This is a genomic window from Chitinophaga oryziterrae (genome assembly GCF_009758125.1).
GTDB lineage: Bacteria > Bacteroidota > Bacteroidia > Chitinophagales > Chitinophagaceae > Chitinophaga > Chitinophaga oryziterrae.
Genome location: NZ_WRXO01000001.1, coordinates 955626 through 972563, shown reverse-complemented (window position 1 = coordinate 972563; position 16938 = coordinate 955626). Strand labels below are relative to the sequence as shown.

General features: G+C 42.2%; 16 protein-coding genes. 6 read left to right on the top strand and 10 right to left on the bottom strand.

Going from position 1 to position 16938, the window contains the following annotated elements; translation table 11 throughout:
* Window positions 1–9: 9 nt before the first annotated feature.
* The 7 genes from GO495_RS32335 to ribD form a co-directional block, all read right to left on the bottom strand.
* Window positions 10–576, bottom strand: a complete 567-nt coding sequence (locus GO495_RS32335; protein WP_205691195.1) for an acyltransferase — start codon at window positions 574–576, stop codon at window positions 10–12.
* A 10-nt stretch (window positions 577–586) separates the two neighbouring features.
* A complete protein-coding gene (locus GO495_RS03970; RefSeq protein WP_157298383.1) occupies window positions 587–1324 on the bottom strand; it encodes an oxidoreductase in 738 nt (245 codons plus the stop codon).
* The gene (locus tag GO495_RS03965; RefSeq protein WP_157298382.1) at window positions 1308–2246 is read right to left on the bottom strand and encodes a Gfo/Idh/MocA family protein; all 939 of its coding nucleotides are present in this window, start codon (window positions 2244–2246) and stop codon (window positions 1308–1310) included. Before GO495_RS03965 ends, GO495_RS03970 begins: the two co-directional genes overlap by 17 nt.
* The gene (locus GO495_RS03960) at window positions 2243–2968 is read right to left on the bottom strand and encodes an acylneuraminate cytidylyltransferase family protein (protein ID WP_157298381.1); all 726 of its coding nucleotides are present in this window, start codon (window positions 2966–2968) and stop codon (window positions 2243–2245) included. The genes GO495_RS03965 and GO495_RS03960 overlap by 4 nt, the downstream gene beginning before the upstream one ends.
* A gap of 293 nt (window positions 2969–3261) precedes the next feature.
* Entirely contained in the window at window positions 3262–3873 is a 612-nt protein-coding gene (locus tag GO495_RS03955) for an IMPACT family protein (protein ID WP_157298380.1), read from the bottom strand.
* A gap of 3 nt (window positions 3874–3876) precedes the next feature.
* Complete coding sequence (locus GO495_RS03950; RefSeq protein WP_157298379.1) at window positions 3877–5262, bottom strand: hypothetical protein; 1386 nt, start codon at window positions 5260–5262, stop codon at window positions 3877–3879.
* Window positions 5259–6290 (bottom strand): bifunctional diaminohydroxyphosphoribosylaminopyrimidine deaminase/5-amino-6-(5-phosphoribosylamino)uracil reductase RibD, encoded by a 1032-nt coding sequence (ribD, locus tag GO495_RS03945; protein WP_157298378.1) that lies wholly within the window; start codon window positions 6288–6290, stop codon window positions 5259–5261. The genes GO495_RS03950 and ribD overlap by 4 nt, the downstream gene beginning before the upstream one ends.
* A gap of 64 nt (window positions 6291–6354) precedes the next feature.
* On the opposite strand from ribD, the gene prmC reads away from it, so the two are divergent.
* Entirely contained in the window at window positions 6355–7200 is an 846-nt protein-coding gene (prmC, locus tag GO495_RS03940) for a peptide chain release factor N(5)-glutamine methyltransferase (protein WP_157298377.1), read from the top strand.
* A gap of 60 nt (window positions 7201–7260) precedes the next feature.
* On the opposite strand, the gene GO495_RS03935 is transcribed toward prmC, so the two are convergent.
* The 3 genes from GO495_RS03935 to pepT all read right to left on the bottom strand — a co-directional run bounded on the left by GO495_RS03935 (window position 7261) and on the right by pepT (window position 9757).
* A complete protein-coding gene (locus GO495_RS03935) occupies window positions 7261–7632 on the bottom strand; it encodes an ExbD/TolR family protein (protein ID WP_240915145.1) in 372 nt (123 codons plus the stop codon).
* A gap of 64 nt (window positions 7633–7696) precedes the next feature.
* On the bottom strand, window positions 7697–8413 hold the full coding sequence (locus tag GO495_RS03930; protein WP_157298376.1) for a MotA/TolQ/ExbB proton channel family protein: 717 nt from the start codon (window positions 8411–8413) through the stop codon (window positions 7697–7699).
* Window positions 8414–8512: 99 nt separating this feature from the next.
* Window positions 8513–9757, bottom strand: coding sequence for a peptidase T (pepT, locus tag GO495_RS03925; protein ID WP_157298375.1), 1245 nt, complete (start codon window positions 9755–9757; stop codon window positions 8513–8515).
* Between the two features lie 202 nt (window positions 9758–9959).
* On the opposite strand from pepT, the gene metE reads away from it, so the two are divergent.
* From metE to GO495_RS03900, 5 genes are all read left to right on the top strand, one after another.
* Window positions 9960–12251 (top strand): 5-methyltetrahydropteroyltriglutamate--homocysteine S-methyltransferase, encoded by a 2292-nt coding sequence (gene metE / locus GO495_RS03920; protein ID WP_157298374.1) that lies wholly within the window; start codon window positions 9960–9962, stop codon window positions 12249–12251.
* Between the two features lie 124 nt (window positions 12252–12375).
* Window positions 12376–13074, top strand: coding sequence for a LytR/AlgR family response regulator transcription factor (locus GO495_RS03915; RefSeq protein ID WP_157298373.1), 699 nt, complete (start codon window positions 12376–12378; stop codon window positions 13072–13074).
* 22 nt (window positions 13075–13096) lie between these two features.
* Window positions 13097–13390 (top strand): hypothetical protein, encoded by a 294-nt coding sequence (locus GO495_RS03910; RefSeq protein ID WP_157298372.1) that lies wholly within the window; start codon window positions 13097–13099, stop codon window positions 13388–13390.
* Between the two features lies 1 nt (window position 13391).
* The gene (locus tag GO495_RS03905) at window positions 13392–15191 is read left to right on the top strand and encodes a tetratricopeptide repeat-containing sensor histidine kinase (protein WP_157298371.1); all 1800 of its coding nucleotides are present in this window, start codon (window positions 13392–13394) and stop codon (window positions 15189–15191) included.
* A gap of 110 nt (window positions 15192–15301) precedes the next feature.
* Window positions 15302–16888, top strand: a complete 1587-nt coding sequence (locus GO495_RS03900; RefSeq protein WP_157298370.1) for a hypothetical protein — start codon at window positions 15302–15304, stop codon at window positions 16886–16888.
* The last annotated feature ends 50 nt before the right edge of the window (window positions 16889–16938 follow it).

The window sequence follows — 16938 nt, the reverse complement described above, 5'->3', positions numbered from 1 at the left end:
GATGAAATATCAGCCCTTATTTTCTGCCTGGAAATTTTGGATTGTTTTAATAATTTTTGCCGGTACACCTCCAGCAACTACTTTCGCTGGTAAAGATTTTGTTACTACTGCACCTGCTGCGACTACTGTATTAGCCCCTATCTCAACACCCGGTAATACAATCACATTTGCACCTAACCATGCTCCCTTCCTGATGATGATAGGTTCGGAAGGATAATGCCCCTGATCATAGATAGGGATATCAGGATTATCATAACAATGGTTTGAAACGTACATATGAACACCCGATCCCAGCAGCACATCATCTTCAATGATGATCGATGTTGTCAGGTTATCAGACATTCCGTGGATCATGCTTCCTGGTCTGATAGCTACCCTGTTTCCAATAGAGATCTTAGAACACCCCACAACATAAACGCCGGGACGGATCTCTGCGGTATCTGCAAATGATTGGAATTTCTTCTTACACAACTTCAACATCTTTTCCTTGAAGAACATTCGCCAATAGGTAGATAACATATCTGGTCCTATTCTGTCAGCATTATTCCAATACTTAATCCTGCTTAATAAACCCATACAAATAATTTTAAATACAAGTCCATCCACCGTCAACAATCAGATTCTGTCCTGTAATATAACTGCTCTCATCACTAAGTAAAAAAGCAACGGAAGGAGCAATATCTGCAGGTAATCCCATCCTTCCCATGGGTACCTTTTTATTATAATTATCTACAAACACCGGGGGCTGATTATCGAATATCCCACCTGGTGAAACACAGTTAACACGGATATTATAGGGCCCCATATAAGCAGCCAGATATCTCGTAAAATTAACCACTCCTCCCTTGATAGCAGAATATGCCGCAGGCATTGTCATTCCGGTATCATCATATACGGTAAAATCCGGTCCTACTACGCCATAGATGGATGCCATATTTACGATGCTACCGGAACCTTGTTTTTTCATTAGTACTGTTACCTGCTGGCACAAATAAAATAGGCTGTTCATCTGCACATCCACATTTTTTTTCCATGAGTCATAAGGAATATCTTCAAACTTAACCCCCCAGTCTTTAGTTCTCGGATAAGCATTATTCACCAATCCATCAATACGACCAAAATGCTGCTTCACAGTTACAACCAGATCATTAATGCTTTTCCCATCTGTAATATCCGCCTGTATCACACTCAGATCAGCAGTAGTTGTTGCATTGATATCGACATTCAGCACTTTTGCACCTTCCGCCTTTAGTTGCTGAACGATGGCCGTGCCAAGCAAACCAGAACCGCCGGTAACCAGAATTATTTTATCTTTTAATCTCATCTTCCTGTAAACAGATTTTTAATATTTTCAATGAATTACCAAAAGTGTTAAGAAGAGGTGTTACATTCTTACTGATGCAATCTGTGAAATAGGCCATCTGTTTAGTATAGGTATCTTTGATACTAAAATCCGGCTGATCAAAAACCACTTTACCACTCTCTGCAATGATCCTGTTATTCATCAGATCTACTATCCAGGTGTCATCCTCAAATACAATATCGATGGTGCGTTTTGCCTTTCTACGGAAATAATTCAAGAGGATAGTAGCAGTGAATCCATTATACACCCAACTGAAAGATGCAAAATCAACAGCAGAGATCTCTAAAGAAGAAGCGCTGGTCTTTATACTAATACTCCGGCTGGGCAATCCGAATAACCAGCTTATATAGTCCAGCTCATGAAACAAATCCAGGTGAACACCACCACCCATATCTGCCCTTGCACTGTAATTTTCTCTAAAGTCAATTTTGGGACGCCAGTCTGGTAAATAAGAACCTGCGTATACCAACACTTCATTGATACGCGGCCTTTCATCACTTATATACGCATGCAAAAACTGTAATACTGGGAGGAAGCGGAGATTACAGGCAACATACGTAGGAAGTTTCCACTGACTAATTTGCTGGTCCAGGATATCAAGATCATCCAGTACACTTGCAATAGGCTTTTCAAGAAATACTGGAATGCCCTTTTCTGTTAGGATTTTCACATATTCCGTATGTCTGAATGTGGGCGTTGAAACAATTGCAAAATCAACTTTCTCTGCTAATTCTTCCCATCCATAGATATTTACCACTCCTGCCACAGGTGCTGATCCGGCATGTGAACGTAATGCATAACAGATAGCGTCAGGATAAAGATTATCCAGTGCCTGCTTGTGCTTCGCAGCTATTGATCCATATCCAATGAATAACACATTCATGATAATTCAAAATCCAGTTTATTATTTTGAATAAGATATTCCAGGAAATCAAAATCTATAGGATGATCCAGATCAAAACAGGTGTGGGGCATCTCATAAATAACTGACTGCTCTGTAATCACCTTATTAGAAGCCTGTTCAAAAAAAACTCTTCTATACAGGTAGAAAGAAGCGTTTAACTCATATACCTGGGGAGCACTTTGTCTTGTTAAGGGGCCATTGGCACTATTTTTTACCAGGAAATAGAATCCATTTTCCTTCTTTTCCACCATATTGAAATAAGGATTTCTTCCGGCCTTATTTACAGAGAATAAGGTCTGCGCTTTTTCATCGGCAACAAACGATTCATAGGCTGCTTCCAAATCCTCTAAGGTGCGTAAGGGAGAAGTCACATCGAGATCCAATATATAATCGAAAGTGGTACTTAGGCCCTTTTCTTCAAACAACAGGATATCTTTGATAGCATCAACTTTGCCCGCTGTATCAGAAGCAAGGGTTTCGGGGCGTTGATAACCGGATACCAAACCACAGTTGGTCGCTATGCTACGGATTGCATCATCGTCTGTAGATAATGCGACTGTGCCATTATGCTTTTCAGCAAAAAGCTTAGCTATTTTGATAGTATAATCTATCAAAGGCCTGCCCGCTAATGGTTTTATATTCTTTCCGGGAATCCCTTTCGATCCTCCCCGGGCACATATGGTAATTAATATTGACGACATTGCTTTTAGAAATTGACATACTTAATATCTTGTGCAATCTTATAATCTTCATGTTTACTAATGTCCAGCCAACATCCGCATAATGAATAAGATGCCTCTTTTTTTCTTAGAGATGAGTAATACCATGAGGTCAGTTGCTTTGAAAAAAAAGTTCTTCGGATTTAGTTCCAGACATTATCACTTTATCAAGTAGATACCTCCATTTGAGCAGCAATTTTACTGTTACGCTTGAAGATACATTTATACTGGAGAAACTGTAATAAACAAAAGTTGGGCGAAATCCCACCTTAATTTTATAACAAGGCAGTGGATACCACTCTTATCTCCAGCCGATGAATATCTTTTAATTTCAGCAACGTCTGTTCCTCTAGGGCTTTGGGCACTCCGATGTTCATGGAGCAGAATAGTTGTAACTCCTGTGAATGGATGGTACAGTTCTGTTGTTTTACAACCATCATTACATCATTTAAAATCGTGTAATCAAAACTGAGCTGGTATTTTATTTCTATGTTTTTTTGTACCGCAGGAACGAGTTGCAGCACCATTGCTGCGGACATTTTATAAGCGTTAATTAGTCCGGGCGCACCCAATAATGTACCTCCGAAATAACGAACTACGACTACCAGTATATCTGTTAGTTGTTTGCTGTCTATTTGTCCAAGGATAGGCTTGCCTGCTGTACCGGAAGGTTCACCGTCATCACTGGCACGAAACTGCAATCCGTCTGTCCCCAGGCGGTAAGCGAAACAATGATGTGTAGCTTTGGGATGTTCTTTCTTCACTTCCTGCAGACATTCTTTTACCTGTTCTGTCGTTTTCACCGGCCATGCATAAGCCAGGAACTTACTGCCCCTGTCTTTAAATTCTGCTTTGGCTGTTTTCTCTATAGTAAAATAAATTTCCATGCTCTATTTTTTGGATGCCGGCCCTATATAATTGATCAGTAACAGGTTATTCTGTTTCAGATCGGTTTTAATCCGCACATATTTCTTTATAGTACCTGCGGTAATCTTCATCACAGCGGTATTCGGGGGAATACTACCCAAATTATCTGCCAGTAACAACAGGCGATTCTCTCCCGGTTCCAGTACAACAGATAACTTTTGATTTTGTTTTAATACCGGGAAACTGGTGACTATCAACCGGTCGTTGAGGCGGATGGAGACACTGTCCCCATCTTCTGCTGCATCGTCCCATAGTTCCAGTTCTACCTGCGGTGTCGCGACTGTCAGCTGGTCAACGAGACTGTTTTTACGTAAGGTGGTACGCGGGTCCTGCTGCAATTTCTTCAACTCTGAAAGTGAAGGTACTGATACCATCGCCGGAGGCGATACTCTCGCAGGAGGCGACACCGGCGCTGGCCCCGTTATTCGTGCAGGAGGAGCTATAACAGGAACCGGTTTAAAAGGTGGTGGCGTCCTGTAAAACTGTGCTACCAGGAAAGTGGCGTATGCATTAGGCCTTTGTGAAAAATCGTAGGTGTAATAGCCGCTGTCTGTCTGTGTCCTGAAAGCCCCTGTGTTAGGCGGGAGCCTGCCGTAATTATCCGCAAAGAAAGTAAGTATGTTCATACCTGTATCCAGCGGTATTGCGAGCACTTTATCTTCACTGCTGATAAATGCCCTGTCCAGCAGCGGGTTTCCGTTAAGTACTAATGATATAGTATCCCTGTCAATCGCATCTTCATCCCTTATGAGTACATGTAACATCAAATCAGATAAAGTGATTTTATCATAAATACCGAAGTAGATACTATCTTTTTCAGGATGTAAAATCCGGTTGGTATGCGGATGTATCCACGGTGTATTGTTTATTTTTTTCAGTGCGATAGAATCCTGATACAAGAAATTGCGCAACGCTACTTTGGAGCTTTCATAGATTTCATCATCGTCATATAATCCCTTCATGAATAATCCGAAAGAGCTGATCCACATTCTTTGCAGGGATAGTACGTTTTTATTGTAATTCAGTGTACCATTGAGGTACAGCATCCAGGAGCCAAGACTGAAAGGCTTTTCCTGTATGGGGAATTTATTCCTGCCTATACCTAACTGCCCGTCATTCTTTTTTGCGAGGAGTAATTCATAAATGCCAGAGAATCCACCGTATGATAGTTTTAGTTGTGCGGGATACAGCGCATTACGCTCTGGCTTGCCTATCTGCAATTCTATCTGAATAGGAGCAGCCGTAGCGTATGGTTTATGTTCCATTCTCCAGGTGCCTGTCCATTTATCTGTCTGGGCAGTTGCTGTCAGCACACAACATAATAATATCAGGGTTACTATAATTCTCATGATGTTTTCCTGTAATACATGATCCGGTCTCCTTCCAGATCTGTTTCATTTGTGAGCAATGCATTTTGTAAAACAGGAGCTGGCAGTCCTTCGGGGAACTGGGTTCTACCTGTAATTATACGGGCTTCATCCCATAGTCCTGCATCGATGAACTGCTGTAAAGTATTTGCACCGCCTTCCACGAGTACGCTTTGAATACTGCGTTCGTGTAAATGCTGCATGATCTGTGGTAATACCGGCTGTTGAAAATCTACCTGCACGGTTTCCTTTTGATCGTCCTTCGCTTCCGTAAAGAATAAAGTATTACCCTTCCACAAATGATAATTACGGGGGATTTTCAGAGTACGGTCTATTACCAGCCGGATAGGGTCTTTGCCTGTCCAGAGACGGTTATTCAGGCGCGGATTATCTGTGAGGGCTGTTGACGTCCCTACCAGGATACTCATTTCCTCACTACGCCAGCGATGCACCAGACGGTCTGTGAAAGCGTTGGAGATCCTTACCGGCTTACCATCCGGAGGCGCAATAAAACCGGCAGGCGATTGCGCCCATTTTAATATAATATAAGGGCGTTTCTGCTCATGAAAGGTGAAAAAACGGCTGTTCAGCTCCCGGCATTCTTTTTCCAGTATCCCTGTGCGGACCTGTATCCCGGCATTTTTCAATATCTCTATTCCTTTACCGGAGACTTTCGAGAATGTATCTACACAACCGATGACCACTTCTTTTATCCCCTGGGCGACTATCAGATTCGCACAGGGTGGTGTTTTACCATGATGGGCGCAGGGTTCCAGGCTCACATAGATTGTAGAAACCGCTATCAGTGGCTTATCTTCCTCTTTTACGGAGTTCACACAATTTACTTCTGCATGTGCAAAGCCATACTGGCGGTGATACCCCTCTCCTATAATACGGCCCCGGTACACCAGCACAGCACCTACCATAGGGTTAGGCGCTACATGTCCTGCCCCCAGCTTTGCCAGTTGCAGGCAACGCTGCATAAAAAATTCATCAAAGGTGCTGTCCAATATTATACTTTTGTGTGCAAAAATATCGTTTCATCGGCGATTTTCCTCTGAACTTCAATTTTTTATGACAATACAAGCCGCATTTACACTGATCATCAATACACTGGGTCCCCTGCAAGGCAACAGGGAAGCGGCTAATATCGCTCATATAGTGATTGAACACATTACAGGAATGGGTAGGATGGACAGGGTTATTTATAAGGATAAACTGCTTTCACCTGCTCAGGAAGAACAATTACAGCAGGCTCTTAATGCATTACTAAAACACGAACCTGTTCAGTACGTCACCGGTAAAGCCTGGTTTTACGGGTTAGAGTTTACAGTAAACAGGAATGTACTGATCCCAAGACCAGAAACTGAAGAACTGGTAGAATGGATTGTAAAGGATACACACACGCCGGTTAAAATACTGGATATAGGTACAGGTAGCGGAGCGATTCCCATTGCCCTGAAAAAAGATCTCCCGGCTGCCACAGTGTGGTCCGTAGATGTTAGTGCAGGGGCATTGGAAGTAGCATCTCAAAACGCCACACAATTAAACTTAAATGTTCATTTTGAACAAATAGATATATTAGATACTACAGCAACTCATTCCCTGCCTTTGTTTGATATAATAGTCAGCAATCCTCCTTATATTTGCGAAAGTGAGCAGAAAGATATGGAAGAGCAGGTAATAGCCTATGAACCCAGGATAGCCCTCTTTGTACCCGATAACGATGCATTACTTTTTTACAGGCAGATAGGTTTATTAGCTAAAGAAAAGTTAGTACCCGGAGGCTTGTTATACTTTGAAATAAATGAAGCATTCGGAAAAGAGGTTGTAGCATTGTTAGAAAAGCAGGGATTTAAGAATGTAATTTTAAAACAAGACTTGTACACGAAGGACAGGATGGTTAGAGGAGAAAATTAAGACATAAAAAAACCGGCTCTCATGAGCCGGTTTTTATTTATATCAATTTCTTACCAGGATCTATCCCTTACTCTGCGGATTCGCTGTTGCCAGCACCACCTTCGCTCCTATCTCCCTGGCCAGTTCCATGATCCTTACAATATCTTCTACCGGTACGGATTTCTCTGCATTGATAACAATCGTAGGATCTACGTTCTCTTTAGACAAAACAGGGGCCAGCTTCTCTTTCAGACTTTCAAAAGGAACTTTATTAGTACCAATAAAGAACTCTCTTTTATCATTAATACTCACTACGACCGTCTGCTTAGACTTGGTATTGCTTTTCGCTTTGGGAAGCGTGAGTTTGATTACGTTTGGATTGGCCAGCGTAGATACGATCAGGAAGAACAACAACAGAATGAACAGGATATCATTCAGTGCTCCGCTGTTCATCTCTACGTGCCGTTTTAATTTTCTATTGCGTAGGTCCATATTTACAATTACGAAAATGATCAAATTACCTTGTCGGCTCCTGCAAAATATCAATAAACTCGGACGAAGCGCCTTCCATCTTATTGATCACTTTATCTATCTGTGCATTCAAAAAGCTGTAACCAATGAAGGCTACCAGACCAATGATCAGACCACTGGCGGAAGTGACCATCTTCACATAAATACCACCGGCAATTGTTCCCAGCGTGATATCCGATGTAAGGGAGATATTGTAGAAAGTCTGGATCATACCGGCAATTGTACCGAGGAAACCGAACATAGGAGCGATACCTGCTATAATAGACAGGATCACCAGGTTCTTTTCCATCTTGTATATTTCCAGCTTACCTACGTTCTCCATTGATTTTTCTATACTATCGATAGGCTTGCCTATACGCTGTATACCTTTGTCTATCATACGGGCTATAGGACTGTTGGTGTTCTTCGACAAAGAACGCGCAGCCGCAATATTCCCACTGGAAATGTGGTCCCTGATCATAGGCATAAAGTTATCTTCCAGCTTGCCTGCCTTCGAAATAGTGAGAAATCTTTCTACGAATGCGAAAACGGCAATCACGGAAAGGATACCCAATGGTATCATTAACACCCCACCCTTCATCAGCAGATCCCATAACCTGAGCGTCTGTTCTGAAGAAGCGATTTGACTTACCCCACCGGCTACTGTATCTGCCTTTGGCCGTAATAAAGAATCCTGTAATAATGTAACTAATCCTAAGAGCATGAAAAAAATTTTAACCCTGCAAAAGTATTAAATTCAAATGCAATAAGAGGGAAGATACCAATAATATGGTAAACATTTAACGAATATCGCGCCAAAATATTATGAATGCTCTTCCCAAACCTGTGCCAGATGCACGATTGTTTGTACCGCTTTCTGCATATCCTGGACGCTCACATACTCATATTTGCCATGTAACGCCATTTCCCCCGTAAATATATTCGGACAGGGTAATCCCATAAAAGAAAGACGGGAACCATCTGTCCCTCCCCGGATGATCATACGTAAAGGCTCAACACCGGCACGCCTGATGGCTTCTTCGGCATAAGCGGTTACCTGTGGATGCAGGTCCAGCATCTCTCTCATATTACGATACTGCTCCGTAACCGTTAATGTGGCGCTGGCCTGCGGATACTTAGCCATTACTGTTTCCATGATATTGCGCAGGAAAGCAGCATGTTCGTCCAGTTTGGAAGTGATAAAGTCGCGCAGAATGAAGTCGATCTCTGCCTGCTCTACAATACCATTCACTCTAACCGGGTGAATGAACCCCTGCCTGTCTTCCGTAGTTTCGGGAGATAAACTGTCCTTAGGCAGGGCATCTATTATTTCAGCGGCGATTTTTACCGCACTTATTAACTTGTCTTTAGCAGTACCCGGATGTACGCTCACCCCTTTGATCACTATTTTAGCCCCATCAGCAGAAAAGGACTCGTTTTCCAGAGAACCACGTTCCCCACCATCCATGGTATAACCAAACTGCGCTCCCAGCTTCTGCATGTCCAGCTTTTCCACGCCACGCCCCACTTCTTCGTCCGGGGTAAAGAGGATGCGGACAGCTCCATGTTTAATCTCAGGATGATTGATCAGGAAGTTAACGGCATCCATGATTTCAGCCACACCGGCCTTATCATCTGCTCCCAGTAAGGTGGTACCGCTGGCAGTGATGATGTCGTCACCTTTTCTTTCCTGTAAATAAGTATGTACAGATGATTTGATAATGGTATCGCCTTCGGGCAGTACAATATCCCCTCCATCATAATTAGAATGAATAATTGGCTTTACATCTTTTCCACTGCTGTCCGCAGAGGTGTCCATATGCGAGCAGAAACAGATGACAGGCACCTTTTTCTCTGTATTGGAAGGTAGTGTAGCATATACATATCCATGTTCGTCCAGCGCGGCATCCGTGATGCCAATAGCCTGCAATTCGGCTACGAGCAAGCGTCCCAGGTCTTTCTGTTTTTCCGTGGAGGGAAAGCTCTTGCTGAGCGGATCAGACTGTGTATCTATCTGAACATAACGCATAAAGCGTTCGGTCACCGTGTATTTATAATCGCTAAACATATTGCAAACGTACACAAATTTCGGATGGCGGTAAATGAGACAGAAAATTTTACTGTTTACCTCTTTGTTTTCTGACTAAACAGAATATAACACTTGTACAACCTTATTATAAAGAACAAAACACCAAATAATAAACATTTAACTATTTATTTGAACTATATATTTAGGTTTGTAAAGAACATTAAACCAACAACCCATATATATGCAAACCAACGTTCTTGGATATCCGCGTATCGGTAGTAACCGTGAATTAAAAAAAGCGAACGAAGCCTTCTGGGCAGGTAAAATGTCCTTGGAAAGATTACAGCTCACTGCAAGAGAACTTCGCAGACAAAACTGGGAAACCTTGCAGGCTGCCGGTATAGACCTCATCCCCTCCAATGATTTCTCCCTGTATGACCAGGTACTGGATATGTGTCTGATGACCGGCACCGTGCCGGCCCGCTTTAAACCTCTGATGGAAAGCCTGGCAAATGTTAGCAGTCCTGAGTTATATTTCGCCATGGCACGCGGTTATCAGAAGAACGGCTATGATAGCACTGCTATGGAAATGACCAAATGGTTCGATACCAATTATCACTACCTGGTACCGGAATTCGATGCTTCTCAGACATACAGACTATTCTATAATAAGTGCCTGGATGAATTTAAAGAAGCATTATCCATAGGTATTCACACCAAACCTGTGTTAATAGGCCCCGTTAGCTTTTTATTACTGGGTAAGATCAAAGATGAGCAATTACAGATAGCTGATCTGCTGGATAAACTGCTGCCCGTTTATATTGAGATGTTACAATCCCTGCAACAGGCAGGTGCTACCTGGGTGCAGATAGATGAGCCTACACTGGTGCTGGACCTTACCCCTATAGAGCAATCACTTTTCCAGTATGCATATAATAAGATCAAAGCGGCTGTTCCGGAACTGAAGATCATACTGGCTACATATTTTGGCGGATTGCAGGATAATACCGCACTCACACTCAAATTACCGGTACAGGCACTGCATATTGATCTGGTAAGGGCGCCGGAGCAACTGGACCACATCTTATCTCTGATACCATCGGCCATGCAGTTGTCTATAGGTGTGGTGAACGGCCGTAATATCTGGAAAAATAACTATGATCAGTCGCTGGTACTGATTAAAAAAGCCATAGCTGCCTTAGGTGAGGAACGTGTATTCATCGCTACTTCCTGCTCTTTATTACATACTCCTTATGATCTTGAACTGGAAGAACTTCCTCTACAAAAAAACTGGATGGCCTTCGCCAAACAGAAAGTAAATGAGTTAAAAGAACTGAAACAGATCATAGCGGGCAATACTTCTTTGTTAGCCTTAAATCAGGCTGCAATGAAAGACAGAAGCACCTCTTCCATCATACACAAACCTGCTGTAAAAGCACGTCTGGCTGCACTTACTGATACTGATGACCAACGTAAAAATACTTTCGGAATAAGACAAAAAGTACAGGAAGAAATATTACAACTCCCTCTCTTCCCTACTACCACTATCGGCTCTTTTCCTCAGACGGAAGAGATCAGAAAATTAAGGGCTGATCTGAAAAAAGGAAAGATCGACCAGGATCAATATGATGCAGAGATCAGTAAAGCCATTACTGAATCTGTAAGATGGCAGGAAGGACTTAAAATTGATGTACTCGTACATGGTGAATTTGAGCGCAATGATATGGTGGAATACTTTGGTGAACAACTGGAAGGATTTGTGTTTACAAAGAATGGCTGGGTACAGAGTTATGGTTCCCGCTGTGTAAAACCACCCGTTATATATGGCGATGTAGAGCGCATTGCACCGATGACCGTGAAGTGGAGCAGCTATGCACAGTCTATCACCAATAAGCCTGTGAAGGGGATGTTAACAGGTCCTGTGACTATCCTGCAATGGTCTTTTGTACGCGATGATCAGCCAAGGGAAGATACGACCATGCAAATAGCACTGGCTATCAGAGATGAAGTAACGGATCTTGAAAAAGCAGGTATTAAAGTGATACAGGTGGATGAACCTGCTATACGCGAAGGCCTTCCTTTACGGCATGCCGACTGGCAACAGTACCTCAACTGGGCAGTGAAAGCTTTCAGGATTGCTGTCTCTTCTGTAGAGGATGCAACACAGATTCACACCCACATGTGTTATGCTGAGTTCAATGATATTATCAACAATATTGCGGCCATGGATGCGGATGTGATTACGATAGAAACATCGCGCTCACAGATGGAACTGCTGGAAGTATTCTCTGTATTCAAATATCCTTATGAGATCGGCCCCGGTGTATATGATATTCATTCTCCCCGTGTACCTACCGTTCAGGAAATGACGGAATTACTGGAAAAAGCAGTACAGTTATTACCTGCAAGGAATATATGGGTAAACCCCGACTGTGGACTGAAAACCCGTAAATGGCCGGAGACTGAACAGGCATTGCGGAACATGGTGGCTGCTGCTCAGAATATGCGTATAGCGATAAAAGAACATGCTTAAACAGTGAGAAAATGCATCAAAAGCAGTACTGCCAGACAGAAAACTGCTTTTGACACATTTTCCATACTTCAAAAGTTCAAATCCTGCCATAGATTATGTAGCTTTAGCGTAGTAAACATTGTTTATGAAATGCATAATACTTGAGGATAACCCCCAGGATCTGGATTTAATACGATGGTATATTACGCAGGAAAGCAGTCTTGAACTGAAAGCATCATTTACTTCCGTTCCGGATGCACTTTCTTACATAAATGAATTTGAGCCCCCTCTCCTTTTTATGGATATTGATATGCCCGTAATGAAAGGAATTGACCTTTATAAAAAACTACAATACCGTCCTGTCTGCATTTTTGTAACGGCCCATAGCGAATATGCAATAGAAAGTTATGAAACACAGGCATTCGATTTCATTTTAAAACCCCTTACGGCCAATCGTTTTAACCGCTGTGTAAGTCGCCTTACAGAATATGAACAATTAAAAAAAAGGGCCGATCTTTACGATACCTTATTCGAAACACAGTCTGTCATGATCAAAGAAGGTACTGCTGTACACAGGGTACCACTGAATGATATTATTTATATTGAGGCACTGAACGACTATAGCAAGGTAGTTACTAAAACAAGGAACTATATTACACTCAGCAAACTGAAGCACTTTTTAGAAAAATTACCTTCAAAAGATTTTATCAGGATCCACCGTAGTTATGCTGTCGCTAAACAATCAATTGAAAACATAACCGGGAACGAATTAAAAATTGCAGGACAACAATTACCCATTGGTAAAACATTCCGTCTAACCCTAAAAATGGAATTAGCTTCTTAACATACCCCCAAAAATAAATTACATGAAAACTTCCAAAACCAAATCAATTGAACCCACTGATAATCCTGAAATGGGCATTCATCTGGTGGTACCACATGGTATCGAACTGAACAGCGACAAAATGAAGGTCTCTGTTAAAAACCAACAGATCATTATAGACCTGGGAACTCCAACAGAGAAAGTTTCCAACCAGGCGACAGGCATAAAAAAAATCCTTAATCCACCGCCGCCGCCTAAAGGACATAAACGACCTTTGAAGGATATATTAAAGAACCTGAAGTTCACTATCACTACTTCAAATCATCCTGATAAGTAGTATGGGCAGGATCATTCTAATCCTGTTCTTTTTATCAACAGGCTTTTGCAGCCTCGCTCAAAACAAATTTAAAAAGCTGGTATCCGCAGCTTATGATAGCAGTATGCATGGTCAATACCGTACAGCCATCAATTTATTACATACGGCCGCTGCTTTGAAAGGGACTGATACCGGCTATAATGAATCAATAAATCTGTATTACGGCAACAATTATGAAGCATTGAATAAAATTGATTCAAGTATCTATTATTACGGAGAAGCACTAAAGTATTATGAAGGCACAAAAGATTATGCCTCAATTGCTTTTATCTATAACCACCTTGCCTCGGCAGAAATCAACTTTACAAAGAGATATGATAAAGCAATAGATTATTTCAAAAGACAGGCCAGCTATTCGCTGCTACAAAAAGACAGCAGCAGCCTGTTTGATTGTTATAATAATATAGGCATTGCTTACAAGATCATCAACCAGTATGATTCAGCGCTTACTTATTTTAGTAAAGTGACTGCCGATAATTCCATCTATAACACTTCCAGGAACAGGGCATTGTTATTTACGGCAGACACATACTCATTAATGAAGCAGTATGAACGGGCATTGAACTATTATAATAAAGCAATCGATATCCTGCTATCACTAAATGATAGCGCTTATCTGTTCATCGGCTATCTCAATAAGGGGGATTGCCTGATGAAACAGGACCGCTTTACAGAAAGCATGTCCAGCCTGAAACAGGCACAAAAATACCTCCATGCAGCCACTGATGATAATGATACAAAAGTATTATATCATAATCTTGCGTACGTATATGACAATACCGGTGACTATAAAAACGCTTTCTTTTATAAAAACCTGGAAGCTGTTTTAAAAGACAGTATCAATACTGCTGACATTGAACGGGCAGCAGCTGAAGCAGATGCTAAATTTGAGGTACGCAGGAACCACGACAGCCTGTTGATCAGCCAGCAAAACCTTGCACTATCAAAAGATCAGTCCAGTGTAAGGCAGCGCAATTTTATCATCGTACTCATTATTGCCCTTGCTATCAGCCTGCTGGCCTTCCTTGCTTTCAGAAACCTGGGCATTCGTAAAAGAGCGAATCAGAAACTGGAATTGGAAAAGCAGAAAGTAGAAACACTGGCAGGCGAACTGGAAGAAGCCAATCAAACAAAAGCAAAACTGTTCTCTATTATCAGCCATGATCTCCGCAGTCCTATCAGTTCATTATACGCGCTGTTTAAATTAAAGGAAATAAAAGCCGGTGGTGAGGGTGAGGAAAGTGAGCAGCTAACCCCACTGCTGGACACTATGGAAGACCTGCTGATCTGGAGCAAGAGCCAGATGAACAAATTTACCCTTCAGCCAGTTATGTTAATGGTTCACGACGTCTATCAGGAACTGATCAGATTATACCATGATGTGGCAGAAGAAAGGCATATCACTATTGTAAATAATACAGCACCCGAAATAAAAATCCGCACAGACGAGAATCTCCTGAAAACGATCCTGCGTAATACGATTTCCAATGCTATTAGTCATGCATTACCACATTCTACTGTAATGCTGAATGCCGGCACTACTGATAAAGGCATTATCTGTTCTATCATAAATGAGGCAGATAAAACTACGTTTGAACTGCTTGAACTCAGGTTACTGCATGCTTCTCCCGATAGCGGCAGCAATGGACTGGGACTATTCCTTACAAAAGAATTTATGCAGAAACTGCATGCTGCCATTGATCTGACATATACCAACGGACATATCCATCTACAGATCTACATTCCCTTTTTACCTGCTTAAATTCGTTTACAGATTATTTCATCACGTTTACAGAGTAATTCCTTAAGCGTCTGCCCAACATAACTACTTTCGACTCCACAACAATTAATCACCCCCAAAAACAAAATGTTATGGCAGACGTAATGAAAGTACTTAGTGATCTCAAGTACAAAGCTGTAGGTGTTGACCCCAACGCCCAAAAAATGCCTGAAGGGTATTTTGTATCTTTTCGCCCCATCGGATTACCAATCCCTAAAGAAGATTTTGAAAATCCATGGACGCCTACCGGCTCCAATCTGAAACAAATCCTTGATTCGAAGTCTAAAACACCAGGTAGTAATAGTACTACGGGCCAGGACCCTGCTACGATACAGCCGGTATCAGCAAGTAAGCAACTGGATGATATGCAATTCCTGAGCGCTGGTATCGGAGCAAGCATGCAGGCATTTCTGCAAACCTTTATGCTGACCGATGCCAAGATTGTGCTGGATAGCTCTTATCGTGCTGCTCCGGACCAAAGCAAGATCAATGACGCCTGGTTTGCGATCGTCAATGGCGCCAATGGCATTGCTCCCGATCTGGAACTGAACGACGAGATGAAAAAATCCGTCGACAAAGCACATGCCGTGTTAATGGATGCCAACGGAGACTCCACCCCGCATTACGAAAAATACGTGGAGTCCCGCGATAAGTACCAGACAGCCGTACGCACCAGGGATAAACAGTACGCCAATGCGCTTTCAGATCCTATGAAATTACAAATGTGGCCCATGCAGGGCAAAACCTATCAGGACGATGTGGATTTTGCATGGGACCAATGGCAATCTTTTGGTTTTAAACAGGAGATTGATGAAGCTATCGCAATATTAGCCAGTCAGGGTATAGATCCTGCTATATTAATGATCGCCAGGGCAAAACACAAATATGAGAACAGCCTGGTAACTATTCCTTCTGTAGGAAATATCCCTTATACCTTTATGACCCCTTCTAAATGGTATTCTGCCACTGATGGCGATGGCTGGAACAGTTATTCTCAAACCGATTTTCACTCAGAAGTACATTTTGACTCCCAAACCAGTCATACTGATGCCGGTGGCGGTTTCAGCATAGGTTTCTTTTCTGTTGGAGGAGGTGGCTCTGCCGACAAAACAAAAACATCGCTGAACATTCAGACAGAAGGACTGACCATCGAATTTGAATATGCAACGGTAGATATTCAACGTCCCTGGCTGGATACTACCTTACTGAATCTTAATAACTGGTTCCTGGTGGGCGATTATCCTGCCAGTTGTATCTCTAACGGTACATTTAACCAGCAATTCAGACAGGACAATCCAACTGCAATGCTGTTCCTGCCTTCAATTGTTACCAGCCTGATTGTCGCCAGAAATGTAGTGATCAAATGGAACAAAAAATCTACTGATATCGAAACATTGAGAACAGCAGCTTCCGGCGGAGGATCTGTAGGTTACGGACCATTCTCTATATCTGCTCATCACAGTGAATCTCACAACAAACAGGATTTTACGTTTGATGAGAACAGCCAGGGGATCTCCATTGAAGGTGTACAGGTGATTGGCTATGTATCTGTCATCACACCCGGATCACCCAAGAAAAATGGCAAGGATTTTATGCAGAAGAAAAAAGATGAACAGCCAAAGACTACTCCTGCAGCTACTCCTGCCCAGCCTGCACCAGCTCCGGCCCCGGTTAAGTAATCACCTTCACCATTGAGGCTGTACTAAAACAAATTCCCCAAAACATCATT

Bases quoted from the DNA above. Each gene is read 5' to 3' on its own strand.
- GO495_RS03965 (WP_157298382.1), bottom strand. From the start codon at position 2,246: ATGAATGTGTTATTCATTGGATATGGATCAATAGCTGCGAAGCACAAG.
- GO495_RS03900 (WP_157298370.1), top strand. From the start codon at position 15,302: ATGGCAGACGTAATGAAAGTACTTAGTGATCTCAAGTACAAAGCTGTA.
- prmC (WP_157298377.1), top strand. From the start codon at position 6,355: ATGACAATACAAGCCGCATTTACACTGATCATCAATACACTGGGTCCC.
- GO495_RS03935 (WP_240915145.1), bottom strand. From the start codon at position 7,632: ATGAACAGCGGAGCACTGAATGATATCCTGTTCATTCTGTTGTTGTTC.
- GO495_RS32335 (WP_205691195.1), bottom strand. From the start codon at position 576: ATGGGTTTATTAAGCAGGATTAAGTATTGGAATAATGCTGACAGAATA.
- GO495_RS03930 (WP_157298376.1), bottom strand. From the start codon at position 8,413: ATGCTCTTAGGATTAGTTACATTATTACAGGATTCTTTATTACGGCCA.
- GO495_RS03905 (WP_157298371.1), top strand. From the start codon at position 13,392: ATGGGCAGGATCATTCTAATCCTGTTCTTTTTATCAACAGGCTTTTGC.
- GO495_RS03970 (WP_157298383.1), bottom strand. From the start codon at position 1,324: ATGAGATTAAAAGATAAAATAATTCTGGTTACCGGCGGTTCTGGTTTG.
- GO495_RS03950 (WP_157298379.1), bottom strand. From the start codon at position 5,262: ATGAGAATTATAGTAACCCTGATATTATTATGTTGTGTGCTGACAGCA.
- GO495_RS03960 (WP_157298381.1), bottom strand. From the start codon at position 2,968: ATGTCGTCAATATTAATTACCATATGTGCCCGGGGAGGATCGAAAGGG.
- GO495_RS03910 (WP_157298372.1), top strand. From the start codon at position 13,097: ATGAAAACTTCCAAAACCAAATCAATTGAACCCACTGATAATCCTGAA.
- GO495_RS03915 (WP_157298373.1), top strand. From the start codon at position 12,376: ATGAAATGCATAATACTTGAGGATAACCCCCAGGATCTGGATTTAATA.
- pepT (WP_157298375.1), bottom strand. From the start codon at position 9,757: ATGTTTAGCGATTATAAATACACGGTGACCGAACGCTTTATGCGTTAT.
- metE (WP_157298374.1), top strand. From the start codon at position 9,960: ATGCAAACCAACGTTCTTGGATATCCGCGTATCGGTAGTAACCGTGAA.
- GO495_RS03955 (WP_157298380.1), bottom strand. From the start codon at position 3,873: ATGGAAATTTATTTTACTATAGAGAAAACAGCCAAAGCAGAATTTAAA.